General features: G+C 46.1%; 23 protein-coding genes. 1 reads left to right on the top strand and 22 read right to left on the bottom strand.

Annotated elements, in window-relative coordinates; genetic code table 11:
* Nucleotides 1-8: 8 nt before the first annotated feature.
* From truB to gpr, 12 genes are all read right to left on the bottom strand, one after another.
* Nucleotides 9-932, bottom strand: coding sequence for a tRNA pseudouridine(55) synthase TruB (gene truB, locus ACTNA4_RS07290; protein WP_427808005.1), 924 nt, complete (start codon nucleotides 930-932; stop codon nucleotides 9-11).
* Nucleotides 933-1,892, bottom strand: a complete 960-nt coding sequence (locus ACTNA4_RS07285; protein WP_441029342.1) for a DHH family phosphoesterase — start codon at nucleotides 1,890-1,892, stop codon at nucleotides 933-935.
* Entirely contained in the window at nucleotides 1,873-2,265 is a 393-nt protein-coding gene (gene rbfA, locus ACTNA4_RS07280; RefSeq protein ID WP_427808009.1) for a 30S ribosome-binding factor RbfA, read from the bottom strand. Before rbfA ends, ACTNA4_RS07285 begins: the two co-directional genes overlap by 20 nt.
* A gap of 21 nt (nucleotides 2,266-2,286) precedes the next feature.
* A complete protein-coding gene (infB, locus tag ACTNA4_RS07275) occupies nucleotides 2,287-5,103 on the bottom strand; it encodes a translation initiation factor IF-2 (protein WP_441029341.1) in 2,817 nt (938 codons plus the stop codon).
* Nucleotides 5,104-5,116: 13 nt separating this feature from the next.
* Nucleotides 5,117-5,440, bottom strand: coding sequence for a L7Ae/L30e/S12e/Gadd45 family ribosomal protein (locus tag ACTNA4_RS07270; protein ID WP_427808013.1), 324 nt, complete (start codon nucleotides 5,438-5,440; stop codon nucleotides 5,117-5,119).
* Nucleotides 5,427-5,696 carry an RNase P modulator RnpM gene (rnpM, locus tag ACTNA4_RS07265; RefSeq protein WP_427808037.1) on the bottom strand — a complete coding sequence of 90 codons (270 nt, stop codon included), beginning with the start codon at nucleotides 5,694-5,696 and terminating at the stop codon, nucleotides 5,427-5,429. The genes ACTNA4_RS07270 and rnpM overlap by 14 nt, the downstream gene beginning before the upstream one ends.
* A gap of 23 nt (nucleotides 5,697-5,719) precedes the next feature.
* Nucleotides 5,720-6,883 carry a transcription termination factor NusA gene (nusA, locus tag ACTNA4_RS07260; RefSeq protein ID WP_427820438.1) on the bottom strand — a complete coding sequence of 388 codons (1,164 nt, stop codon included), beginning with the start codon at nucleotides 6,881-6,883 and terminating at the stop codon, nucleotides 5,720-5,722.
* A 20-nt stretch (nucleotides 6,884-6,903) separates the two neighbouring features.
* Nucleotides 6,904-7,371 carry a ribosome maturation factor RimP gene (gene rimP / locus ACTNA4_RS07255; RefSeq protein ID WP_427808017.1) on the bottom strand — a complete coding sequence of 156 codons (468 nt, stop codon included), beginning with the start codon at nucleotides 7,369-7,371 and terminating at the stop codon, nucleotides 6,904-6,906.
* Between the two features lie 146 nt (nucleotides 7,372-7,517).
* Nucleotides 7,518-9,758, bottom strand: a complete 2,241-nt coding sequence (locus tag ACTNA4_RS07250) for a DNA gyrase/topoisomerase IV subunit A (protein ID WP_441029340.1) — start codon at nucleotides 9,756-9,758, stop codon at nucleotides 7,518-7,520.
* 13 nt (nucleotides 9,759-9,771) lie between these two features.
* On the bottom strand, nucleotides 9,772-11,694 hold the full coding sequence (locus tag ACTNA4_RS07245; protein ID WP_427820440.1) for a DNA gyrase/topoisomerase IV subunit B: 1,923 nt from the start codon (nucleotides 11,692-11,694) through the stop codon (nucleotides 9,772-9,774).
* Nucleotides 11,695-11,772: 78 nt separating this feature from the next.
* Nucleotides 11,773-12,945 (bottom strand): stage II sporulation protein P, encoded by a 1,173-nt coding sequence (locus ACTNA4_RS07240; protein WP_441029338.1) that lies wholly within the window; start codon nucleotides 12,943-12,945, stop codon nucleotides 11,773-11,775.
* Between the two features lie 69 nt (nucleotides 12,946-13,014).
* Nucleotides 13,015-13,992: a GPR endopeptidase gene (gpr, locus tag ACTNA4_RS07235; protein WP_427808025.1), complete on the bottom strand. Its 978-nt coding sequence runs from the start codon at nucleotides 13,990-13,992 to the stop codon at nucleotides 13,015-13,017.
* Between the two features lie 185 nt (nucleotides 13,993-14,177).
* On the opposite strand from gpr, the gene rpsT reads away from it, so the two are divergent.
* Nucleotides 14,178-14,441, top strand: a complete 264-nt coding sequence (gene rpsT, locus ACTNA4_RS07230; protein WP_427820443.1) for a 30S ribosomal protein S20 — start codon at nucleotides 14,178-14,180, stop codon at nucleotides 14,439-14,441.
* A gap of 123 nt (nucleotides 14,442-14,564) precedes the next feature.
* Here the strand turns inward: rpsT and ACTNA4_RS07225 are convergent, their stop codons facing one another.
* The 10 genes from ACTNA4_RS07225 to ACTNA4_RS07180 form a co-directional block, all read right to left on the bottom strand.
* Nucleotides 14,565-15,206, bottom strand: coding sequence for an orotate phosphoribosyltransferase (locus tag ACTNA4_RS07225; protein ID WP_427808029.1), 642 nt, complete (start codon nucleotides 15,204-15,206; stop codon nucleotides 14,565-14,567).
* Between the two features lie 304 nt (nucleotides 15,207-15,510).
* Nucleotides 15,511-16,527: a ketol-acid reductoisomerase gene (gene ilvC, locus ACTNA4_RS07220; protein ID WP_427808031.1), complete on the bottom strand. Its 1,017-nt coding sequence runs from the start codon at nucleotides 16,525-16,527 to the stop codon at nucleotides 15,511-15,513.
* A gap of 114 nt (nucleotides 16,528-16,641) precedes the next feature.
* Nucleotides 16,642-17,142 carry an acetolactate synthase small subunit gene (gene ilvN, locus ACTNA4_RS07215; RefSeq protein ID WP_427808033.1) on the bottom strand — a complete coding sequence of 167 codons (501 nt, stop codon included), beginning with the start codon at nucleotides 17,140-17,142 and terminating at the stop codon, nucleotides 16,642-16,644.
* A 195-nt stretch (nucleotides 17,143-17,337) separates the two neighbouring features.
* Nucleotides 17,338-18,492 (bottom strand): double-cubane-cluster-containing anaerobic reductase, encoded by a 1,155-nt coding sequence (locus ACTNA4_RS07210; RefSeq protein ID WP_427807190.1) that lies wholly within the window; start codon nucleotides 18,490-18,492, stop codon nucleotides 17,338-17,340.
* A gap of 47 nt (nucleotides 18,493-18,539) precedes the next feature.
* Nucleotides 18,540-19,286, bottom strand: a complete 747-nt coding sequence (locus ACTNA4_RS07205) for an acyl-CoA dehydratase activase (protein ID WP_427807189.1) — start codon at nucleotides 19,284-19,286, stop codon at nucleotides 18,540-18,542.
* A gap of 145 nt (nucleotides 19,287-19,431) precedes the next feature.
* Complete coding sequence (locus ACTNA4_RS07200; RefSeq protein WP_441029337.1) at nucleotides 19,432-20,436, bottom strand: LacI family DNA-binding transcriptional regulator; 1,005 nt, start codon at nucleotides 20,434-20,436, stop codon at nucleotides 19,432-19,434.
* Between the two features lie 250 nt (nucleotides 20,437-20,686).
* Nucleotides 20,687-21,085, bottom strand: coding sequence for a hypothetical protein (locus tag ACTNA4_RS07195; protein ID WP_441029336.1), 399 nt, complete (start codon nucleotides 21,083-21,085; stop codon nucleotides 20,687-20,689).
* A gap of 57 nt (nucleotides 21,086-21,142) precedes the next feature.
* Nucleotides 21,143-21,334, bottom strand: coding sequence for a hypothetical protein (locus tag ACTNA4_RS07190; protein WP_441029335.1), 192 nt, complete (start codon nucleotides 21,332-21,334; stop codon nucleotides 21,143-21,145).
* Between the two features lie 319 nt (nucleotides 21,335-21,653).
* A complete protein-coding gene (locus ACTNA4_RS07185; RefSeq protein ID WP_441019027.1) occupies nucleotides 21,654-22,418 on the bottom strand; it encodes a MerR family transcriptional regulator in 765 nt (254 codons plus the stop codon).
* 176 nt (nucleotides 22,419-22,594) lie between these two features.
* Nucleotides 22,595-23,410 (bottom strand): DUF445 domain-containing protein, encoded by an 816-nt coding sequence (locus tag ACTNA4_RS07180; protein ID WP_441029334.1) that lies wholly within the window; start codon nucleotides 23,408-23,410, stop codon nucleotides 22,595-22,597.
* Nucleotides 23,411-23,489 lie beyond the last annotated feature (79 nt).

Here is a 23,489-nt window from a genome sequence, read left to right as displayed (position 1 = left end):
ATACAGTCTTACTTCTCTTTTTTGTCAAAAAACATTTTTACGATTTTAAATAATTGATTTTCTTTTTCAAATTCATACACGGCAATAAAATTCCGTTCCTCATCATAGACCCGTACTCTTTCCGCATTCTGAAATCCAGAAAGTTCCGATATCCAGATTACATCCCCCAGACGGAACGAATTGCCGTTCCTCACAGCAGCCGAAGCTTCCGGCGTCAGATACACCTTCTGATAATCCGGGAACATCTCATCCACTTTTATCATATGTTCCTGAAGTGTTCCCTCATCCATAAGTTGCTCCACTTCGGAAATCCGGAGACTTTCTGCCACGCCAAACCGCTCCACTCTTGTCCGGAGCAGGGATTCCATGCATCCTCCGCATCCCAGTTTCTCACCGATATCGTGGCACAGTGTGCGGATATAGGTTCCCTTGGAGCATGTTACTTCCATACGGACACGAGGCAGATCGATCTGAAGGATTCGGATACGATAGATCTGCACATGCCTTGGCTTTCTCTCCACTTCTTTCCCGTCTCTTGCGAGCTCATACAGCTTTTTCCCGCCGACTTTCAAAGCGGAAAACATCGGCGGTATCTGATCGTACTCGCCTTCAAAGGATAATACCACTTCCCGCACTGCTTCTTCCCTCAAATCCGCCGTGTTTTTTTCCTCCAGGATCTTTCCTGTGGTATCCTGCGTATCGGTTGAAATTCCCAGAAGCAGTACCGCTTCGTAGGTCTTATCCTTGTCAGTCAGAAGATCACATAATTTGGTCGCCTTCCCGAGACATACGGGCAGGACGCCTTCGGCTTCCGGATCGAGTGTCCCAGTATGACCGATCTTCTTCTGTCCCACGATCCTTCTCAAACGGGCAACCACATCATGAGAAGTATATCCTTTTTCTTTATAAATATTCAGCACTCCGTGTATCATTTAAGCCTCGTTCCCGCCTTTCATCTGCAGTTCGATCCTTCTTGACAGATTATTGATCACATCATGTACCGTTCCAGACATGGTGCATCCTGCTGCCCTTACATGACCGCCGCCGCCGAAATATCTGGCGACTTCACTGACATCCACAGCTTCGGTAGAGCGCAGGCTGACTTTAAATGTGCCATTTTCCAGCTCATACATGAAGATAGCGACATCCACGCCTTTCGTCAGCTTCAGCTGACTGACAATGCCATCCAGATACTTGGGCTGTACCTGATAAAATTCCATATCTTTCTTCCGAAGAGAGGACACGATACATCTCCCATCCATGAACCGGATACTTTCCAGAAGCGCACGGCCCAGAACCTGGTTCTGAACATAACTTTTTTCGTCAAATGTCTCCGTAATGATCCTGGAAAAATCGATTCCTTTTTCCATCAATGCTGCGGCCGAGCGCATCGTAGACGGATGGGTATTGGTGTACCGGAACACCCCTGTATCGTGCACCATCCCCGTGTACAGACACTCTGCCACTGCTTTCGGGATTTTCTCATGATCCAAAAGATCATAGATCAGTTCTGACGTGGAACTTGCATCCGGTCGTACATAGTTCTCTTCTGCAAAAGCCTGGTTGCTGATGTGATGATCCACACACAGCGAATGCTTTGCATTCTCATAAAGAGGTGCTGAGAATCCCAGTCTGTCCGGTGATCCGCAGTCCAGAAGGATAAACAGATCGTAGATCTTCTCATCCGGGATCTCATGACGGATTTCTTCTGTTCCCTTCATGAACTTGAACGTATTCGGGATTTCCTCCAGATACACATGAATCTCTTTTTCGGGAAAGTTTTCTTTTACATAAAGCCATAATCCCATACAGGAGCCTACACAATCTCCATCCGGACGTATATGACCGCCGACAGCGATCGTCTGCGCTTTCTTAATTGCTTTCTGTAACATGTTCCTCATCCTCTTTTTTCAAATCCTTTGTCAGATCATCAATTTTCTTCGACATATTTACGCCGTACTCGATCGACTGATCCAGCACAAACCGGATCTCCGGTGTATTTCTCATATTCAGTGTATGTGCAAGCTCACGGCGGATATAGCCTTCCGCACTCTGAAGTCCCTTTACCGTGTCTGCCTGTGCCTTTTCATCACCAAGAACGCTAATGTATGCTTTACAGGTCTTTAAGTCCGGTGCAACTTCAACCGCCACCACCGAAGTCATCGGTGCAACGCGGGGATCCTTGATCCCGCCGCGCAGAATATTGCTCAGCTCACGCTGCACCTCCGTATTTACTCTTGTATTCTTAATACTGTTCTTTCTCATATTTCAAAACGCCTTCCTTTATTATCTTGGGATCTCGACCATCTTGAATGCTTCTACCTGGTCACCCTCCTTGATATCGTTGAAACGTTCAAATACAAAACCACATTCATAACCGGCTTTCACTTCTTTCACGTCATCTTTGAAACGTTTGAGGGATGCCAGTTTTCCATCATAGATCACAATGCCGTCACGTGTGATACGAACCTGACAGTCTCTTTCAAACACACCATCCAGCACGTAAGAACCTGCAATGGTTCCGACTCCGGATGCCTTGAATGTCTGGCGCACTTCGGCATGACCAAGAACCTTCTCCTCAAATACCGGTTCCAGCATACCCTTCATGGCAGCTTCTACATCCTCGATCGCATTGTAAATGACGCGATATAATCTCATGTCAACCCCTTCGCGCTCTGCTGTTTCTTTTGCAGATGCATCCGGGCGGACATTGAATCCGATGATGATCGCGTTAGACGCCGCAGCCAGTGTAACGTCTGATTCGTTGATTGCACCGACACCTCCGTGGATGATCTTCACCACAACTTCATCGTTGGACAGCTTCACAAGACTCTGCTTGATTGCTTCAACGGATCCCTGTACATCGGCTTTGACAACGATACCAAGTTCTTTCAGATTACCTTCCTGGATCTGGTTGAACAGATCATCCAGAGACATCTTCGTCTTCGTTTCATCCAGCATTTTCATTCTTCCCTGGCTGATAAATGTCTCTGCAAAGCTTCTCGCTTCTTTTTCGTTACCGCATCCTACGAAAACTTCGCCTGCGTTCGGAACGTCATTCAGTCCGAGGATTTCTACCGGAGTAGACGGGCCTGCCTCTTTCACCCGGCGTCCCTTGTCATCCATCATGGCACGCACTTTACCGTAAGCAGAACCTGCCGCAACCGGATCTCCTACACGGAGAGTTCCTTTCTGTACCAGCACAGTCGCAACCGGACCTTTACCTTTGTCCAGTTCGGCTTCGATCACAAGACCTCTTGCGCGACGGTTCGGGTTTGCCTTTAATTCCATCACTTCCGCAGTCAGAAGGATCATTTCCATCAGATCATCAATGCCTTCTCCGGTACGAGCGGAAACCGGAACAAAGATGGTGCTTCCGCCCCAGTCTTCCGGAATCAATTCGTATTCAGTCAGTTCCTGTTTTACTCGTTCAATATTTGCACTCGGCTTATCGATCTTGTTGATCGCAACAACGATCTCAATTCCCGCTGCTTTCGCATGGTTGATCGCTTCCACAGTCTGAGGCATGACACCGTCGTCTGCTGCTACAACCAGAATCGCGATATCTGTAGAATTTGCCCCACGCATACGCATTGCAGTAAATGCCTCATGTCCCGGTGTATCCAGAAATGTGATCTTTTCTCCGTTCACCTCTACAACAGATGCACCGATGTGCTGGGTAATTCCGCCGGCCTCGCCTTCGATCACATGGGTATCACGGATCGCATCCAGAAGAGAGGTTTTACCATGGTCTACATGACCCATAACACATACAACCGGAGGACGTTTCTTCATTTTCTTTTCGTCCTCTTCTTCCTCTTTCAGAAGCTCTTCGATCACATCGACCACTTCTTCTTTTTCACAGAGCACTTCGAACTCCATCGCAATTTCTTCTGCGGTATCGAAATCGATTTCCTGATTGATCGTCACGATCTTGCCCTGCATAAAGAGTTTCTTCACGATCACAGACGGCTGGATTTTCATCTTGTCAGCCAGTTCCTGAATCGTCAGCTTCTCAGGAATGGTGATCTGCTTGATCTGCTCTTCTGCCGCCTCTTTCTTCGGCTGCGGTCTTTCTAATTTCGGCTGCGGGGTATTATTCTTTCCTTTTTTGCCTTTTGGCATTCTTTCTTCGTTGTCATTATCATCATTTCTGTATTCTTTTTTCTTATGAGCATCCTTCGGTTTCGTACGGCTCGGTTTCTGCTCAGCAATTGCAGGTGCCGGAATTGCCGGGCCGGATTTTCTCCGGTCATCACGACGACCGTCTCTTCTGTCATCCCTGGAATCCTTGTCACGGAAATCGCGGCTGTCCTTGTCACGGAAATCACGTCCGTCTTTGTCGCGGAAATCGCGGTTTTCTCTTCTGTCATCGCGGTCTCTTCCCTGGAACCCTTCTCTTCTTCCTTCGAATGGGCGACCCTGTCTCTGGTCGTCACGGCCTCTTCTGTCGTCACGGTCTCTTCCCTGGAATCCTTCTCTTCTTCCTTCACCCGTGCGGTTCTGTCTCTGATCGTCACGGCCTCTTCTGTCGTCACGGTCTCTTCCCTGGAACCCTTCTCTTCTTCCTTCAAACGGACGATTCTGACCGCCGTTTTGCGGACGGCCTCCCTGCGCGTTATTATTTCCCTGCGGGCGGCCTCCCTGCGCATTGTTATTTCCCTGCGGACGGCCTCCCTGCACATTGTTATTTCCCTGCGGACGGCCTCCCTGCGCGTTGTTATTTCCCTGCGGACGGCCTCCCTGCGCGTTGTTATTTCCCTGCGGACGGCCTCCCTGCGCATTATTATTTCCCTGTGGACGGCCTCCCTGACGCTGTCCCTGCGGACGGCTGTTTCGTCCGCCGTTCTGTGTATTCTGAGGACGGAACACCTGAACAATATTTTTCTTCTTCGGTACCTCCGTCTCTTCTGTCTCTTTTTTCGGCTGTACTTCTGCCGGCTTCTTCGCCGCTGCCGGTTTCTTCATCATATCGACCTGCTCATCCGAAAGAGTGCTCATATGACTTGCAACTTCGATACCCTTTTCCTTTAACATGGCGAGCATCTCTTTGTTCGTCTTATTCAGCTCTTTCGCGAGCTCATATACTCTTAATTTTGACATATATAACTACCTCCTATGCAACCGTATCCTTCTCTGTATCCAACTGCTTTCTGATTCCTTTCGCAAATCCTGCATCCGTTACTGCAAGAGACGCGCGGAATTCCTTCCCCATTGCATGCCCCAAGGTATCTTTATCTCCATAAAAATAGATTGGCACTTTATAAAAATCACACATATTCTGAAATCGTTTTCTGGTATTGTCCGATGCATCCGCCGCGACGATCACGAGATATGCATCTCCCTCCTTGACTGCTTTTTCCGTAAGGAATTCTCCGCTTTTTGTCTTACCCGCTTTCGTCGCAAGACTCAGAAGGGACAGTGATTTATTCAACTTCAAGATTTTCCAGCTCCTTTTCCAGGTTCTCATAGACTTCCTTCGGGATCGTCTGCTTGAATGAACGTTCAAGCCCTTTGTTCTTTCTTGCCTTTTCCAGGCATTCCTTCGAGAAGCAAAGGTACGCCCCGCGTCCGTTCTTTCTTCCGGTCGCATCGAGAACAAATTCATTCTCCGCTGTTTTCAGAATACGCAACATTTCTTTTTTACTCTTCATTTCCTGACATCCCACACACTTGCGCATGGGAATTTTTCTCATAGCGCTCAACGTATCACTCCTAATTATTCTTCATACAGATCCAGATCATCGGAAGTATAATCCTCTTCCCCGGAATAATTCTCAGCAGGTTCATCCTCCTGATAGTCCTCCTCCATGGCCATTTCCATATAATTTGCCGGGAGTTCGCCGGATTCGATTGCCTGGGTCTCACTCTTGATATCGATCTTGTATCCGGTCAGGCGGGCAGCCAGTCTTGCATTCTGTCCTTCCTTGCCGATGGCGAGGGATAACTGGTAATCCGGAACGATCACGCTTGCCGTCTTCTCATCCGGATCAGCCGCAACCGAAATAACCTTCGCCGGGCTGAGCGCATTCTCGATCAGAAGTGCCGGGTTCTCATCCCAGTTGATGATATCGATCTTCTCACCGCGGAGCTCATTTACCACCGCTCCGACTCTGGCGCCGTTCATACCGACGCATGCTCCGACCGGATCCACATCCGGGTCATTGGACCACACAGCAATCTTGGTACGGGATCCCGCCTCTCTGGCAATGCTCTTGATCTCCACTATACCGTCCTTCACTTCGGTAACCTCTGCCTCGAAAAGACGTTTTACCAACTCCGGATGAGTTCTGGAAACCAGGATCTTCGGTCCCTTCGTGGTGTTCTTCACTTCAACTACATATAACTTGACTCGTTCGGTCGGCTGGAATACTTCTCCCTTCACCTGCTCGTTTTCTGTCAGCATCGCATCCGCCTTACCAAGGTTGATGCTGATATTCTTGCCGACATAACGCTGCACGATACCGGTCACGATATCCTTTTCTTTTTCAAAATACTGATCGTAAACGACTTTTCTCTCCTCTTCACGGATCTTCTGAAGAATCAGATTCTTCGCATTCTGCGTTGCGATTCTTCCGAAAGATTTGGACTCGACCGGGATCTGTACGATATCGCCCAGTTCATAGGACGGATCCATCATCTTTGCATTGGTAAGACTGATCTCTTCCACCGGATCCTCTACCGTCTCAACAACTGTTTTCTCCTGGAACAGAGAATAGTCACAAGTCTTACGATCCATGATCACTTTAATATTGTCAGCTTTTCCAAAATGGTTCTTACATGCGCTGATCAGTGAATTCTCAATTGCATCCATCAGCGTTTCCTTGCTGATGTCTTTTTCCTGTTCAAGAATATTAAGCGCTTCTAATAATTCTGTGTTCATTTTCTTTTTTCCTCCTGTCACTAGAAATCAAATGCGAGACGAATCAAAGCAATATCTGCTCTTTCGAATGTCTTTGTCTCTTCGTCTTCATACTCAATGGTAACTGTATCCTTATCATAACTCTTTAAGATTCCAAGAAATTCTTTCTGTCCGTCGATTGCCCGGTATGTCCGGATCTCCACTTCCTCGCCCAGGCTTCGTTCAAAATCTCTCTCCTTCTTAAGCGGGCGTCCCAGTCCCGGAGAGCTGATCTCCAGAATATATGCCTCATCAATAAAATCTTTCTCGTCCAGAATATCGGACAGTTCGCGACTGACCACCTCACAGTCATCGACCATGATTCCCCCCGGCTTGTCGATATAAGCTCTGAGATACCAGTTGCTTCCCTCTTTGACATACTCTACATCCCAGAGTTCAAATCCATGCTTTTCGAGGATCGGAAGCAGAATTTCTTCCGTTTTCTGTTCATACACTTCTCTTTTTGACAATCTGCAACTTCCTTTCTTTTTGAATCTGTCCCGTCACCGGGCACTTCGTAAAAAGAAGAGTGAACTTTCGTCCACTCTTCTGCTCATTTCCTATGTTACTGGTAATAACTATAACACTTTCAATTCTCAAAATCAAGTATTTTCCGCTATTTTCTCATTTTCGTTCCGATTCCATCCCGCCGTGCCAGCTTCAGACGGTTCAGTGTGATCTCTTTCTCATGAAACATAACCTTTGCTTCCGTTCCCTCTTCAAACAGAACCACTTTCTCCACGGCATCCTTCTTCTGGAGCCGGATTCCCCGCACTCCGACGGCACCCTTTTTCTTTTCGGCCACTTCTTCCGCAGCAAACCGGAGTACATATTCGTTTTCCGTCATCAGCACCACGTTCTGGCTGTCGTTCACAATCTGAATGCTCACAACCGCGTCATCATCCTGCAGCTTCGTCGCTGCGATCGTCCGCTTTGCCACCTGGAACTCACTTCCGTCCACCTTTTTCAGCATTCCCTGCTTCGTGACAAACAAAAGCTTTGCGAAATACAGCTGTCGGTCATCACAAATATAGATGATCTCCTCCTTCGTACTGTCGTAATTACTTACGTTGTCCACCGGAAGCCCCTTATCGCGGAACTTTCCGTAAGGCAGATCCTGTACCTTGGCCTGATGCATCTTGCCGTCCGCCGTGAACAGCATCAGCTTTCCGGTATTCATGCAGGTAAGAATGCATTTATTCTCCTTGTCGGCAGCTTCTTTGTTCCTTTCATAAGTAGAAACATCCACCGTCTTTGCATAGCCGAAACGATCCATCAGAAGTACGACCTCCTGCTCTTCCACCTTCTTTTCTTCGAAGACAGCTTCCTCAGCATTCTCGATCACCGTCCGCCTCTTCACCGCATATTCCTTCTTAAGTGCATCCAGATCATCCATGATAACCTCGGACATGGAGTCATAATTATTCAGGATATCCTCATAGCGTGCTATATTTTTCAGCGTCTCTTCGTGCTCCTTCATGAGCGCTTCGATCTCCAGTCCGATCAGCTTGTAGAGACGCATTTCCAGGATCGCCGTCGCCTGACGCTCGGTAAAGCGCAGCATGGATGCCATCTTCTGGGAAATCTTTGACTTAAACTTGATATTCTCCGTGATTCCCTGAGTCAGGCACGCCTTTGCCTCCTTCACCGATTTGCTCCCCCGCAGGATCTCAATGATCAGGTCGATCACATCGCAGGCCTTGATCAGGCCTTCCTGAATCTCCTTTTTGTCCTTTTCTTTATTGAGAAGTGTCCGGTACTTTCTGGTTGCCAGTTCAAACTGGAAATCCACATGATACTCAATAATCTTCTTCAAACCCAGGACTTCCGGTCTTCCGTCTGCAACCGCAAGCATATTAACGCCGAAAGTATCTTCCAGACGGGTCTTCTTGTAAAGCATGTTGATGAGGTTCTCCACATCCGTATCTTTCTTCACTTCGATCACGATGCGGATTCCTTCCTTGGAGGACTGATTGGAAATGTCCACGATATCATTCGTCTTCTTTGTCTCGATCAGGTTCGCCACGTCATTCAGGAATTTTCCGATTCCCGCACCGATCATGGTGTATGGAATCTCAGAAATAATGATCTTCTTGCGTCCTCCCTTGACCTCTTCCACATCGACCTTCCCGCGGATCTTGATCTTCCCGGTTCCGGTCTCATAGATATTCAGAAGCTCATCCTTGTTGACCACGATCCCTCCCGTCGGGAAATCCGGGCCCTTGATATATTTCATGAGCTGCTTCGTGGAAATGTCGTTGTTCTTCATGTATGCTTTCACCGCATCCACAATTTCTCCCAGATTATGGGTCGGAATGCTGGTTGCCATACCGACTGCGATTCCTTCAGCTCCGTTGAGCAGCAGATTCGGCACACGCACCGGAAGTACGGAGGGCTCCTTTTCGGTCTCGTCAAAGTTCGGCACGAAATCGATGATATCCTTATCCAGATCCGCCAGAAACGCTTCCTGCGTGATCTTCGCCAGTCTCGCCTCCGTATAACGCATGGCCGCAGCACCGTCCCCCTCGATGGAGCCGAAATTGCCGTGACCGTCCACGAGTACCATGCCTTTCTTGAAATCCTGAGCCATCACAACCAACGCTTCATAAATAGAACTGTCCCCGTGGGGATGATATTTACCCATGGTGTCCCCGACGATACGGGCGCATTTCCGGTAAGGCTTGTCATACCGTATTCCCAGTTCATACATATCGTAAAGTGTTCTTCTCTGTACCGGCTTCAGTCCGTCTCTCACATCCGGAAGCGCGCGGGACACAATGACACTCATCGCGTAATCGATATATGATTTCTTCATCAAATCCGAATACTCTGTCCGGATAATCTGTGAATTCTCCAAATTGCCTTCCCTCCTAAATATCCAGTTCCGCTTCCGTCGCATTCTCATAGATAAATGCGCGGCGCGGCGGTACTTCCGTTCCCATCAGCATCTCCGTCACGCTGGATGCCATGCGGGCGTCTTCTATCTCGATTCTCTTAAGCAGTCTTCTCTCCGGATCCAGTGTGGTCTCCCAGAGCTGCTGGGCGTCCATTTCTCCGAGACCTTTGTAGCGCTGAAGGGTAAATGGTCCCTCATGCGTCTTACGGTATCGCTCCAGTGCCTTGTCATCGTACAGGTACTCTTCCTCTCCCTTTTTCGGCATCGCTTTATAGAGCGGTGGCATCGCCACATACACATGTCCCTCATAGATCAGTTCCGGCATAAACCGGTAGAACAGCGTCAGAAGCAGCGTGGAAATGTGCGCACCGTCCACATCCGCATCGGCCATAATGATGATCTTATCATACCGTAGTTTCGTAATGTCAAAATCGTTTCCGTACCCTTCGGAAAATCCGCATCCGAAGGCATTGATCATGGTCTTGATCTCCGCGTTGGCGAGAATCTTGTCGATGCTGGCCTTCTCCACATTGAGGATCTTTCCGCGGATCGGAAGGATGGCCTGATACATCCGGTTTCGCGCCGTCTTCGCAGAGCCTCCCGCCGAGTCCCCCTCGACGATAAAGATCTCACATTTGGAGGGATCCCGGCTCTCACAGTTCGCCAGCTTCCCGTTGCTGTCAAAGGAATACTTCTGTTTCGTCAGAAGATTGGTCTTGGCCTTCTCCTCGGTCTTACGGATCTTCGCCGCCTTTTCCGCACAGGAAAGCACTTTCTTGAGCGTCTCCAGATTCCGGTCGAAATACCTCGTCACCTCATCACTGGTCACCTTTCCGGTGGCTTTTGCAGCATCCTGATTATCCAGCTTGGTCTTCGTCTGCCCTTCAAACCGCGGATCCGGATGCTTGATGGATACGATCGCCGTCATTCCGTTCCGGACATCGGCGCCCGTAAAATTGCTGTCCTTTTCCTTCAGGATCCCCAGCTCTCTCGCATACTGGTTCATGATCGTGGTAAATGTGGTCTTAAACCCGGTGAGATGCGTTCCGCCTTCGGCATTGTAAATGTTGTTGCAGAAACCGAGTACATTTTCATGGAATTCATTTACATACTGGAATGCGACTTCCACTTCGATACCTTCGGCCTCTCCCTTATAATAGACCGGTTCGTGCAGGGTCTCATTCTTGGAGTTCAGATCCTTGATAAATCCAATGATTCCGTCCGGCTCATGATATTCGATCCGCTCCTCCGGTTCCTTTCTCTTATCTGTAAAAAGGATCGTCAGCTCCGGATTCAGATATGCGGTCTCATGCAGACGGCTCTTAATCTCTTCCTCCCGGAAACGGGTCTTTTCAAAAATCTCCGGATCCGGCAGGAAATTGACACAGGTTCCCGTCTTCTTCGTCTTCCCGATGACAGGCAGTAACCCATTTTCCAGCTCGATCACCGGATGCCCCTTCTCATACCGGTCGTGATGTACCGCGCCCTCCCGGCTGATCTTTACATCCATATATGTGGACAGCGCATTGACGACCGAAGAGCCTACCCCGTGCAGCCCCCCGCTCGTCTTGTATGCTGAATCGTCAAATTTTCCGCCCGCATGAAGTGTCGTATATACAATACGCGCCGCCGACACACCCTTTGCGTGCATTCCAACCGGTACCCCGCGGCCGTTGTCGTTCACCGTAGCCGATCCGTCCTTCTCCAGCGTCACCTCGATCCGATCGCAGAATCCTGCCAGATGCTCATCCACCGCATTGTCCACGATCTCATAGACCAGATGGTTCAGTCCCTTCGTACTGACACTTCCGATATACATACCCGGACGCTTTCTGACAGCCTCCAGTCCTTCCAGTATGGAAATACTATCCGCATCGTATGTAGATTGTTTTGCCATATTTACCGTTCCCTTTCTTTTTTCGTATGTTATGAATTTTATCCCAAACTTTCCTGTTTTGTCAAGTAACACGAAAATTCACTGCAGAACATCATTCAAAAGCTCGGCAAGCGGTTCCATGGCATTTCTCATTTCTTCCACCGTGTTCGTCTGTGCTCCCGCTTCGATCAACAGCATCTTCGGGCAGAGATCCATGTTATATTTGTAGCCCTTCAGATAAATCCGTCTCGCAAATCCGGGATATTTCGATTCCGCAGCAATTTTCATCTGCAGAGAAAATGCCAGATTATCCTGTATATATGGGTTCGTCATTCCCGTCAGATTGCCGTTCGCTCTGGTTCTGCACATACCGTTAAAAAACATGATCTGCGCCGTCTGCTTTCCGTTAATCTCCGTCAGCAGATGCGTGGTGCTTTTCACACCGTCCCGATGCAGATCAATGACGACTTCGATTCCCGGATTCTCCTTCAGAATCCGCTCAATTTCCGGCTTTGCGAGCTCGTACGCTTCACTTCGATCCAGTTTGCCGTCGATCAGGTCATACACCCCTTCATGATGAAGGGTCTCGATATGGTACTTGTTTGTAAGAAGCTCCGCCAGATACCTTCCGATCCCCACGATACTGGTCGATGGATCCCCATTGGAATCGATAAAGCTTTCCTGTGAATGCGTGTGGAAAATGAGAATCTTCGGACCTTCGGCATCTCCCTGGATCCTCATATCCTTCTTCATCAGCTCTGCCGCATTCAGGTCCGAAGATTCCACATAGGTCACGCTGTCTACCGTATAGAAACTGCTGACCAGATACTCAAAATCCGACAGTTTTTCCAGAGAAATATCTGCCGCCGCCACAGTGGGTGTCTGCGTTATCTGGCTTTCATCCTGCCCTACAAGATTTCCATTATCGTCCACCTGGTTTTCGTCCTCAGCCTGTCTTCTCACCAGCATCTCATAGGTAGCCTCATCCTCCACCGCAGACTCCGCATCACTTTTACTTCCTATATATTTACCAAGCGGGAAAAGATTCATCGCCATCCCGGAGATCCATTCATTTACCGATCGTTTATCCGACTGTTTTTCGCTGCATGCGATCCCTGGAAAATACATCATTTCCGCATGTTCCCGAATTTCCTGCGCGATCTGCAGCTTCCATGAATTCCAGATCTGCCTGCTTCCCTTAAGGAGCACATAGCCTCCGAGTATGCAGATAATGATTCCCGTAAGGAGTGTACTCATCCGCCATTTTTTCATATTTTCCGCCTCGATTTCAAACCTGCGACATTACCTTCGCTTTCCTATTTTATGCAACGTGGCGACAGATTATTCCTTCTCCTTTTCTTCTTCATGGGCGAACAGCATATTTAAACTTTCTGAAATCGTATAACTGATCCTTTTTACCGTCTCATCAATGTCTTTGGGCGTCACGAACATTCCATTTAAATGTGGGGAGATCAGTTGCCTGACCAGTTCATACTTTTCCGCAGCATTGTACCCCTGCAGGACCAGTCCGACTCCCTTGAGCGTCTCGGATTCTTCCAACGCCTGAAGAAAATTCTCCATCGTATCGTTGACAATCGTCGCCGCATCCACTACCGTGGGAACCCCGATTGCAATGACCGGTATCCCAACCGTCTCTTTCGTTATCGCATTGCGCTGATTTCCCACGCCCGATCCCGGATGGATTCCGGTGTCCGCGACCTGGATCGTCCGGTTCAGCCTTCTGGAATTCCGCGCGGCAAGCGCATCGATGGCAATAATGAAATCGGGGTTCGTCTCCTTAACCACCCCGCGTATAATCTCGACCGTTTCCATTCCGGTCTGCGCCATCACCCCCGGCGCAATGGCACTGACACTTTCCGCCTTTTCCTCCCCCATCGCATATTTTCCATACTCCCTGAAAATATGGCGTGTGACATTCAGGTTATCCACAACATAAGGTCCCAAAGCATCCGGTGTCACTTTCCGGTTCCCCAGTCCCACGATCAGCACCTGATAATCCTCCTCTTTTTCAGGCACCATATCCTTGATAAATTTCGCAAGCTCCCTGGAAATCTCCCGGTGGTACTCCTCATCCGGCACCGCCATATTCGGCGCTTCCATGGTAATATAGCTTCCCACCGGTTTTCCCATGATTTTCGCGCCTTTCTCCGTCTCTATCTTCACCGTGGTCACACGGATCTCCAGTTCTTCATTATATTCTTCCGTGAGAGATACTCCCTGAACCTCGACATTGTCCGATTCAAAACGCTCTTTCTGCTCCAAAGCCAGATCTGTCCGGATACTGTATTTCTCGATCATACTGTTCCCCCTTGCCTTCTGTTTTACTTTACCGCATTTATTCCTAGTTTTTCTCAAAAAACACAAAATATGTATTGACAAGAAATATTTATTCGAATACAATAAATAAGTGTGTTCGGCAGATGTTCCGTGTCACGTTCTGTCGGCAATGAAAGAAATGAATCAGAATTTGGAGGTGTCGGAAAATGGCTAACATTAAATCTGCTAAGAAGAGAATTTTAGTAACTGAGACAAAGACAGCTAGAAATAAAGCAATCAAATCTAAAGTGAAAACTTATGTTAAGAAAGTAGAAACTGCTGTTGCTAAGAAAGATGCTGAAGCTGCTAAGGCTGCTTTAAAAGAAGCAATCTCTGTAATCAACAAAGCAGGAACGAAAGGTGTTTATCACAAAAACACTTGCGCAAGAAAGATTTCCCGTTTAACAAAGGCTGTTAACGAGATTGCTTAATTTCGTTTCGAGATAAATTTGCAAATAGGAAAAGACAACCATTCCGTCATGTGGTTGTCTTTTTTATTTGCCTTTGTTTAGTCGATTCTGCAAATCTTCTCCGATTGCTCTTTATAATGTCCTTTACAATTTCGAATATCCGAAGCTGTTCACGATCGCTTCGATCCGCTTTCCTTCCTTACACATTGGACACTCGAGCGGCTTATATGCGCGATAATCCGGTAGATCCGCACTTGTGAAGATCGTCTTCACTTCCATTCCTGCCACTTTACTTACAGAACTGAAGATCGAACAGATTCCGCAAACAGTTCCCCCGTAATACAGCACGGACTCGATGGCCTGTTTTACAGACTTACCGGTCGTGATCGATGCTGCCAGCAGAAGCACCTGCTTATCCTTAATCATTCTCTGCTTATTATCACGGAAAATGATCTGGCCTCCCTCATGGTATTCCGGCGTTACAAGTGAAATATTGTTTCCCTTACTAAGAGAGAGCGGGTTCATATCGGCAAGCTGTTCCGCCATAAATGTTCCGATGGTATCCGTCTCCTCCAGACATACGATCGTATCAACCATCGTTGTACTTACATATTCTGACGCCAGTACCTTCGCCGTCTCACGGCAGTTGTTATGTCTTACTTTGACCGTAGACATATCAATATATGTATTGATGTGAGAATGGCTGGTTGCAAAATGTCCCTTTAATATCTTAATTCTTGCTTTCGGGTTCTTCGTCGAGCGAAGATCTTCAAATCTCTCGTCCATTTTATTCCTCCTTTAATTCCGACTCGTTTTGGGAATTATCACTGAATTCAGTATAACATAACGGTGAGATTTATGCAATTCATCCTATGAATACTTTAAAAGAAAGGATACCGCGAGTTCATGCAAGCATGACTCGCGGGGTGAATGATTTTGGGTTTGGCAACGAGCCGGTCTGAGTCTCACGAGACAAGCTCGTTCGACCGTTGGCGTCGCCAACTACATAAAAAGAAAGGATACCGCAAGTTCATGCAAGCATGACTCGCGGTATCCTTTCTTTTTATGTGACCGGCTCGTTGCCTATCGACTAGTTATTGATCAATTTATCTTCGTTGCTCCAGCTGTAGAGTTTTCTTACTTCTTCGCCTACTACTTCTGCCGGATGTTCTGCTGCTTTCTTTCTCATTGCTTTGAAGTGTACCTGACGTCCTGCCGGTGACATGTCGAGTAAGAATTCTTTAGCGAATGTACCATCCTGGATATCGGAAAGGATCTTCTTCATTGCTTTCTTTGTATCTTCTGTGATGATCTTCGGTCCTGTGATGTAATCACCATATTCTGCTGTATTGGAGATAGAGTATCTCATTCCTGCAAAACCGCTCTGATAGATCAGATCAACGATCAGCTTCATTTCATGGATACATTCAAAGTAAGCATTTCTCGGATCATATCCTGCTTCTACCAGTGTTTCGAAACCAGCCTGCATAAGTGCACATACACCACCGCAAAGAACTGCCTGTTCACCGAAAAGGTCTGTCTCTGTCTCTGTTCTGAAGGTTGTCTCAAGGACACCTGCTCTTGCTCCACCGATTCCAAGTGAGTATGCAAGTGCTCTGTCAAGTGCTTTTCCTGTAGCATCCTGTTCTACAGCTACCAGACACGGAACACCTTTACCTGCCTGATATTCGCTTCTTACTGTATGTCCAGGTCCTTTTGGTGCAATCATGGTTACGTCTACGTTCTTCGGAGGAGTGATGCATCCGTAATGAATATTGAAACCATGTGCAAACATCAGCATGTTGCCTTCTTCAAGGTTCGGTTCAATGTCTTTCTTGTACATATCTGCCTGCAGTTCATCGTTGATCAGGATCATGATGATATCTGCCTGCTTTGCAGCTTCTGCTGCTGTATAAACCTGGAAGCCCTGTTCTTCCGCTCTCTTCCAAGATTTGCTTCCTTCATAAAGTCCGATGATGACATCACATCCGGATTCTTTCAGGTTCAGAGCGTGTGCATGTCCCTGGCTTCCGTATCCGATAATTGCGATCTTCTGTCCTTCCAATACGGATAAATTACAATCTTCCTGGTAAAAAATTTTAGCCATTTTAATATTCCTCCTAAGCTTTGCTTTTTCTGTATTATAGTTAAAGGCGATAGGCCCCTAGCTTCCTGATAAAAATGAATGTCTGCGGTTCTTCCCTCTTCGCTCCCGCAATCTTTAATCTATGTATACAACATCGTCTGATCCACGGGTAAGCCCGGTAATTCCGGTTCTTGCCAGTTCCAGAATCTCATATCCGTCCAAAAGCTCCATAAATGCTTCCAACTTGGATTCTGTTCCCGTCAATTCAATCATCAGACAATCTTTCTCAACATCTACGATCTTCGCACGGAAAATGTCTGATACGGAAATGATCTCCGCTCTCTGGGATGCATTTGCACGGATCTTGATCATCATCAGTTCTCGGCATACAGAGTTTGTTGTATTCAATAATTTGATATCAATCACATCCTCCATCTTCCGTACCTGTTTCTCAATCTGAGAAAGGATCTGTTCGTCACCGCTTGCCACGATCGTAATTCTTGTAAATCTCGGATCCGCAGTCGTTCCTGCCGTGATGCTTTCAATGTTATACCCCCGACGGCTGAAAAGTCCTGCCATCCGGCTAAGAAGTCCCGGGTTATTGTGTACTAAAATAGAATACGCTTGTTTTCTCATAACATACCTCTTTCTTCTAAAAACAGAGTGCGTTCTGTTTTTTTATTGTAACAATTCACTATATCTTTGTCAAGTGACTTTCTTAAATTTTATCATTTTCATTACTATTTGACAAGGGAGAGACAGGGGAACAGGTTCATTGACTCACAACTGAGTCAATGTACCTGTCCCCCTGTCTCTTCCCCTGTCTTTCTTCTAAAGCATCTCAATAAATGCAGCAATTCTTGTCTCAATCTGCCCGCTGTCTGTGGTGGAATAGTCTGTCTCCAGTTTCATATAAGGAATGCCCAGTTCTTCTACCATCCGGCCCATCTGAGCTGCTTCCACATTAAAAGTATGGCAAGCCTGAAGAACGACCTCGATCACGCCGTCTACTTTATATTTTTCAATCATTTTCTTTGTATTTTCCAGTCTGCCTGAATTGGTTGTCATGACAGAACAATTGATTGCAAGATAGCGGTCTGCGATTGCCTGTAAAATGTCTTCTGCCTCTACATCAACCAACAGCTTGTTTGTACGCTCTCCGCCGCAGTCATCCAGACAAACAAGCACTCCGCCGTTATTCTCTATAACCATTCCGACTTTCTGAATGACACCGGCTGACGGACATCCGGTGAGAAGGATTCGTTTCGCTGTTTCCGGGACCGGACGTTCCCCTGCTTCATACGCTTTTTTCGCTTTTTCAACGAGGGCTTCAATATTTACGATCTGCTGATCCAGATCAAATGTAAAGGTTCCCTGCTGGAGGGCAAGCATCATATCTGTTCCTTTCAGTGCCGGAGGGCAGCTTTCCTGCAGTTCATACATGCTGCAGAGCGCTTTTCTCAGCCGGTTTCTCTTGGCAGCCGCCTCGCGCAGCTTTTCATCGGTGATCTCCACATCAAACTTCTCTTCCAGGCGTTCTTTCAGAAGCCGAAGCTCTTCACACCAGATCTTATTTGCATAGGCGCGTTCCTGACTCTGCGGAAGATGGAGCACATACGTTTCTTTGAGTTCATTCAGAAGCTCATACATCTTCTTTTTACCATCACAGGTCGTCTCGCCAATGATCATATCTGCAAAATAAGTATACGGACATTTCTGTGAGTATGCAAACCCATAGGTACTTTTAATCAGCGGGCAAAGATTCTTCGGAAGAACCTTCTCAGCATCCGCAATCGTCTCGTTACTTGTACCGCAAAGTCCCACCGTTGCGACACCGGCTGCATCCATCAGTTCGGAAGGCGTGTAGGAGCAGAGACAACCTGCCAGTTTCCCCCCATTTTCCTTGAATTCTTTTACCTTCAAAAACCCGGCTTTCCGCGCGTCAACAAATTCGTCAAATGTTTTCGGTAATTCAAATGCTTCCATTTATTCTTGTTCTCCTTTGTCTTTCATTATTCCGTTTGATGTGCCATTTATTCCGCCATCAAAGCTGCCCCGACTGCACCTGCATAACGTGCAAGCGGTGCACTTGAAACCGGTGCTCCAAGCGCTTTCACCAGTCGTTCGATGATATATTCGTCTTCGCAAAGACCGCCTGTCAGGAAATACTGTTCAGCCGGAACCTGGGAAATCAGCTGGACCACTTTCGTCACAACCGACTCGATCACACCATATGCAATATCCTCTCTTGGTGTACCCTTTCCAATCAGACTGATTACTTCGGACTCGGCAAACACGGTGCACATAGAGCTGATCGTGATCGGATTCCCCTTGCGCGCGAGTTCGGAAAGCTCATTCTGTGTGAGCCCCAGTCTGTTCGTCATGACCTCCAGAAACTTTCCGGTTCCCGCTGAGCATTTATCATTCATGATAAACTTCATGACTCTTCCTTTTTTCAGGGAAATCCCTTTCGTATCCTGGCCTCCGATATCAATAACAGTACCGTCTTCATGGAACAAAAATGCTGCCCCTTTTCCATGACAGGTAATCTCGGTAATCACATCGTCTGCATAAGGAACCGAAATTCTTCCATATCCGGTTGCCACATATCTGGCATTTTCCTTGGTAATCCCCTCATTTTTAAACGTTTCGTAAATTTCTTCTGCCGTTTTTCTGCTGTTGAATCCTGTGTTTAACAAAAGTGTTCTGACAACTTCTCCTTCATTCATCACAACTGCTTTTGCCGCACTGGACCCAATATCAATTCCTACTTGATACATGCTTCCCTCCAACTTTTTCTTAAGTTTTTACGCATTTTATTTTACGCTTTATATCCAGTGTATGCTTCTGAAATTCATTCGTCAAATCGATAAATTCAATATCTTAATAGATAGATTCTATAAGTAGACAATTCCTGATCCATCGTTATTTCACAGAATCCCGAAGGACAAGTTCGATCCGCTCTTTCCCAGAATTTACAGTCTCATCACGCATCAGAGCATATAGCATTTCCACTGTTTTCACTGCACTCTGCAGAGGATTCATCTTCACAACCGTAAGCCCAGGTCTCATGAGCGGCGCAAAAATATCATCTCCAAAACTTGCCACAGACACTTCCCCAGGCACCAAAATCCCCATATCCCCTAGATATCCCATCGCTTCCGCCGCATGATACTCATTTGCGAAAACCAGCAGTTTTTCCTCAAATGCCTCCCTGGCAAGGTTCTTTTTATAAAAATCAATCCTGTTGTCCCTATCAGACGGCAGTTGGAGATATTTAACCTGGACAGATGCAGCCTTTTCATTTTGAAATGCCCGCTTCATCCCCCGCCAGTATGCATGGGCATTTTCATCGTCCATAAAACAGACACTCCTGTGTCCGTAGTTCAGAACATATCTGCCCATTAATTCACCAGCCTCCAGCTCCGTCTCCACTGCATTTCCAATCTTCGCCGAAATTACAGGTATCGCACATCTGCTGCGGACGCTCTCTTCCATTTTCCCTTCAAATCCGGTCAGAATGATCCCTTCCATTTTCCACATCATTGCCAGACGCAGAATTTCTTCTTCCGAAGCAGCAAAATGCAGAAGCATATAGCAGCCACACCTGTATATCTCCTTCTCTACTTCCCGGATCCACAGCGCAGCTTCTCCTGCTTCTGCATTTTTAAAATTTTTGCCTATCATGACACCGACTACACAAGAATATTTGCCTGAAAGCAGCCTGTTTCCCATACTCGGAACATACTTTTTCTCTTCAAGAAGTCTCTGTACCCTCTGCACGGTCTTCTCCGAAATTCGTTCCGTTTTTCCCAATGCGACATTCGATACCGTCGTCGGACTCACCCCTGCTTCCGCAGCAATCTCTTTGATTCCGACCCTTGTTGTTCTGTTATGACAGTCCTTATCTTTATTCTTTATCGCTTTCACATGGCATCCCCCCTCGTAAGTTTACTCTAACCAAGTATACATCCTTTTTCGTAATATTCAGGGTTTGCGACAAAATTCGATGCAAGACGATAAAATTCGATAATAATGGGGGACGGGTGAGGTCACCCGTCCCCCAGTCACTTATCTACATTTAAAATCAATCGGACTGTCAATCAACGTTGCAGCCTGAAATTCATGTTTCTGGTCTTTACAGCAGTTTTGATTATTCATCACAAAAATCCTTTCTCTTTTAACATATGACAAAGGTTGAGAATTGTGATAAATGTAATTGTTCTCTTCCTTTTTCAATCAAAGCATCTCCAGATCCCGTCATCGTTTTCATCTCCTCTCGAAATGTTTCCGCCCATTCTACATGCGAATATTTTTCTATTTTATCAATGTCACATGAAAATACGCCATTTAAATAATCAAAAATACTTTCTTTTTCAGTTCCTTTTCCTCTGCGAATAATAATCACTGTCATTAGATCATAATCTGCCTCAGGTTCATCTGTTTCTTGAAAAATATCTTTCTTTTTTATAGAATATTGCGTCATTGTATCCTGGAGCTTTCCGGGAATATCTCCTGAGCAAATCCAAATTGAATAACATTTTTCCAAGATAGAATAATCTGTTTTTCCCGTAATCACACTCAATTGCTCTGAAAAGCTTCTCGCCACATAATAAAGCGCCCTTTTCACAATTTCTTACGATGAAACGGATGATATATCAAGGCAATTTGCAATCTGCTGCTGGCTGCAATCACTAAATTCCGGAACCACCATTTCCATTATTGGTACAATGATTTCTTTACATCGAAAAAGCAGCTTGATCCCATTATCATATAAAGCCCCGATATGACTCGCAGAAGCGATGTTAATCTTTGTCTCGCTTTTCATTTGTTTCCCCTTTCATATGAAATAAAACGAAAATGGGAAACCGTCGTATCTTTTTATATTAGATATCTGATATTGTCTATATTGTAACATGACAATCCAGGAAAAGAAACCGAATCCTATTCATTCCCATCTTCTTTTCAATAAGCTATATGTTGGTAATATCGCGAAAAAATAATTGAAATAGATATACTTTTGACATTCTTTTATTACAGAGATTCATACTGTTAAAATGATTTGAAGAAAGATAGCCTACCACTGATGAAGTATATTTGCAAGTAATAAAAAAATAAGGTGGCTGAATATCCAGCCACCTTATCTTTTACATTCGATCCGCCCAAAATTCTATTGCCGTTTTCAGGAATTCTGCGCATCCTGTCTGCTCTTTATCATAATACTGCCGGAATCTCTCGTCCGCCACATACATGCCAGCTACACCTTTGTGCGCTTCAGCCGAATAACTCTTCCACGTTGACGTAAGCCATCCTTTATGCAGTTCCACAATGTGCTTCGCTTCCTCGCTGTCCGCTCTGACACCTTTCCTCACACAATCCTGAAGACTTTCTCTGATTTCTCTTTCCAGTTTCTGAAAATGCTCCCATTCATTTTCCGTCATATTCAACATATTTCTGTTGGAGGCATCCACTTCCTCATCTCCATATTTTTCACGCACTTCCCTGCCATATTGTTCTTCATTTTCCCGAACCATTTTTTCTTTAAATGCCTGGAATTTTTCCGGATCACTCATCACCCATTCTCCTTTCATTGCCGATATTGTCTGTTTCACTGTACCGATCAGCATTTCCAGACGGTCACGCTGTTTTTCCAGTTCTGCGAGGTGTTCTTCCAGTGCCCGCATCCGATCAAAATCATCCTCGCAGAGCATCTTTTTAATACTCTTCAGGTCAAATTTCCTTTCTCTGTAAAATAGAATCTGTTGCAGGATATCGACTTCCTTTTCCCCATAATAACGGTATCCCGCCTCAGTTACATAAAGGGGTTTCAGAAGCCCGATTTCGTCATAATAACGTAAAGTCCGTGCACTGACTCCCGCCATCTGCGACAACTCTCTGATACTGTATTCCACGCTTTTCACCTCCGGTATATATAAAGGATACTGCTTGACGCTGCGTCAAAGTCAATAGGTAATTGCAAAAATATTATAATCCTTTAGAGGGACGGGTACCCCAAAATGCATAAAAGAAGAAGTACTCCATTTCAAAGTACTTCTTCCCAACCATTTATTCTACTTTATCCATTATGCTAAATAAAGATATTCAACATCCCCAGAATCGCTCCTACCAGCGCCCCAAGATTTACGATCGTATCCAGTTCTTTCTTCATAACAGAAAGCACCATCTTCTCCAAATCGTCAATACTCATTTCACTGACTTTCTCTTCAATAATTCCGGCAATATTCAAATTGCTGACCAGATTTCCTGCTGCCGATTCTATCGCCGTCTGGTACAGTGACGACACCATCCCGCGCACGGAATCCTGTGAAACATTCAGATTATCGCACAATTCCAAAATGCTTTTTTCTTCCAGTGCGGCCAGTTTTCTGCTGATCTCACCTTTAATGTAATCCGCCCCGCTTACCTGGATATAATTGACGATTTCGCCTCCTACCGGCTGAATCAGAGAATTTAGCATCTCATCGTTCAGGAACATTTCCAACATAGTCCCTTTTGTCTTTGATTTTACTGCTTTTCCTGCCTCTTCAACAATTATATGTTCCAGATTCATGTTCTGTACTGATTCCAGAATCTGATCCGTCAATAAGTTTGTGACTTTTTCCTTCGCATTTGTGTATTCTTCTTCAGGGAAAATCCTGTTAATAGAAGTATGAAGATTTGTCGACAATCCATCCATTATTTTTTCCACAACTGCATTTTCGGTTTCGTCAGACAAGATTTTCTTTTTCAGATCTTCCTCTGTGAGAAGCGTATTTGCCACAATATTTCCAATTGCTTTTGCCAGTCTCGGTTTTCCTTTTGGTATTGCTCCCGGGGTAAACGGAAGTTTGTGTCCCCAGATTTTGATTTCTTTACTATGAAACAAAACCTTCAGAATAGCCAAAAAAGCGCAAACTACCCCTATCTAGTGCAAAAAGGTTGATTTTGAACTTAACCGACAGGCTTATGCGGCAACTACTGGA

Source organism: Bariatricus sp. HCP28S3_A7 (assembly GCF_052066375.1).
Taxonomy (GTDB): domain Bacteria; phylum Bacillota; class Clostridia; order Lachnospirales; family Lachnospiraceae; genus Allocoprococcus.
The sequence above is the reverse complement of the archived record's forward strand: the minus strand, read 5'-3'. Positions and strand labels throughout refer to the sequence as shown.

What these genes read in the sequence shown, in the direction of transcription:
- ACTNA4_RS07245 (WP_427820440.1), bottom strand. Translation starts at nt 11,694, where the DNA reads ATGGCAAAACAATCTACATACGATGCGGATAGTATTTCCATACTGGAA.
- ACTNA4_RS07225 (WP_427808029.1), bottom strand. Translation starts at nt 15,206, where the DNA reads ATGGACGAGAGATTTGAAGATCTTCGCTCGACGAAGAACCCGAAAGCA.
- ACTNA4_RS07205 (WP_427807189.1), bottom strand. Translation starts at nt 19,286, where the DNA reads ATGTATCAAGTAGGAATTGATATTGGGTCCAGTGCGGCAAAAGCAGTT.
- infB (WP_441029341.1), bottom strand. Translation starts at nt 5,103, where the DNA reads ATGTCAAAATTAAGAGTATATGAGCTCGCGAAAGAGCTGAATAAGACG.
- ilvN (WP_427808033.1), bottom strand. Translation starts at nt 17,142, where the DNA reads ATGAGAAAACAAGCGTATTCTATTTTAGTACACAATAACCCGGGACTT.
- gpr (WP_427808025.1), bottom strand. Translation starts at nt 13,992, where the DNA reads ATGATCGAGAAATACAGTATCCGGACAGATCTGGCTTTGGAGCAGAAA.
- rbfA (WP_427808009.1), bottom strand. Translation starts at nt 2,265, where the DNA reads ATGAGAAAGAACAGTATTAAGAATACAAGAGTAAATACGGAGGTGCAG.
- ACTNA4_RS07190 (WP_441029335.1), bottom strand. Translation starts at nt 21,334, where the DNA reads ATGAAAAGCGAGACAAAGATTAACATCGCTTCTGCGAGTCATATCGGG.
- ACTNA4_RS07240 (WP_441029338.1), bottom strand. Translation starts at nt 12,945, where the DNA reads ATGAAAAAATGGCGGATGAGTACACTCCTTACGGGAATCATTATCTGC.
- ACTNA4_RS07285 (WP_441029342.1), bottom strand. Translation starts at nt 1,892, where the DNA reads ATGTTACAGAAAGCAATTAAGAAAGCGCAGACGATCGCTGTCGGCGGT.
- rpsT (WP_427820443.1), top strand. Translation starts at nt 14,178, where the DNA reads ATGGCTAACATTAAATCTGCTAAGAAGAGAATTTTAGTAACTGAGACA.
- nusA (WP_427820438.1), bottom strand. Translation starts at nt 6,883, where the DNA reads ATGAACACAGAATTATTAGAAGCGCTTAATATTCTTGAACAGGAAAAA.
- rnpM (WP_427808037.1), bottom strand. Translation starts at nt 5,696, where the DNA reads ATGAGAAAAATTCCCATGCGCAAGTGTGTGGGATGTCAGGAAATGAAG.
- ACTNA4_RS07210 (WP_427807190.1), bottom strand. Translation starts at nt 18,492, where the DNA reads ATGGAAGCATTTGAATTACCGAAAACATTTGACGAATTTGTTGACGCG.
- truB (WP_427808005.1), bottom strand. Translation starts at nt 932, where the DNA reads ATGATACACGGAGTGCTGAATATTTATAAAGAAAAAGGATATACTTCT.
- ilvC (WP_427808031.1), bottom strand. Translation starts at nt 16,527, where the DNA reads ATGGCTAAAATTTTTTACCAGGAAGATTGTAATTTATCCGTATTGGAA.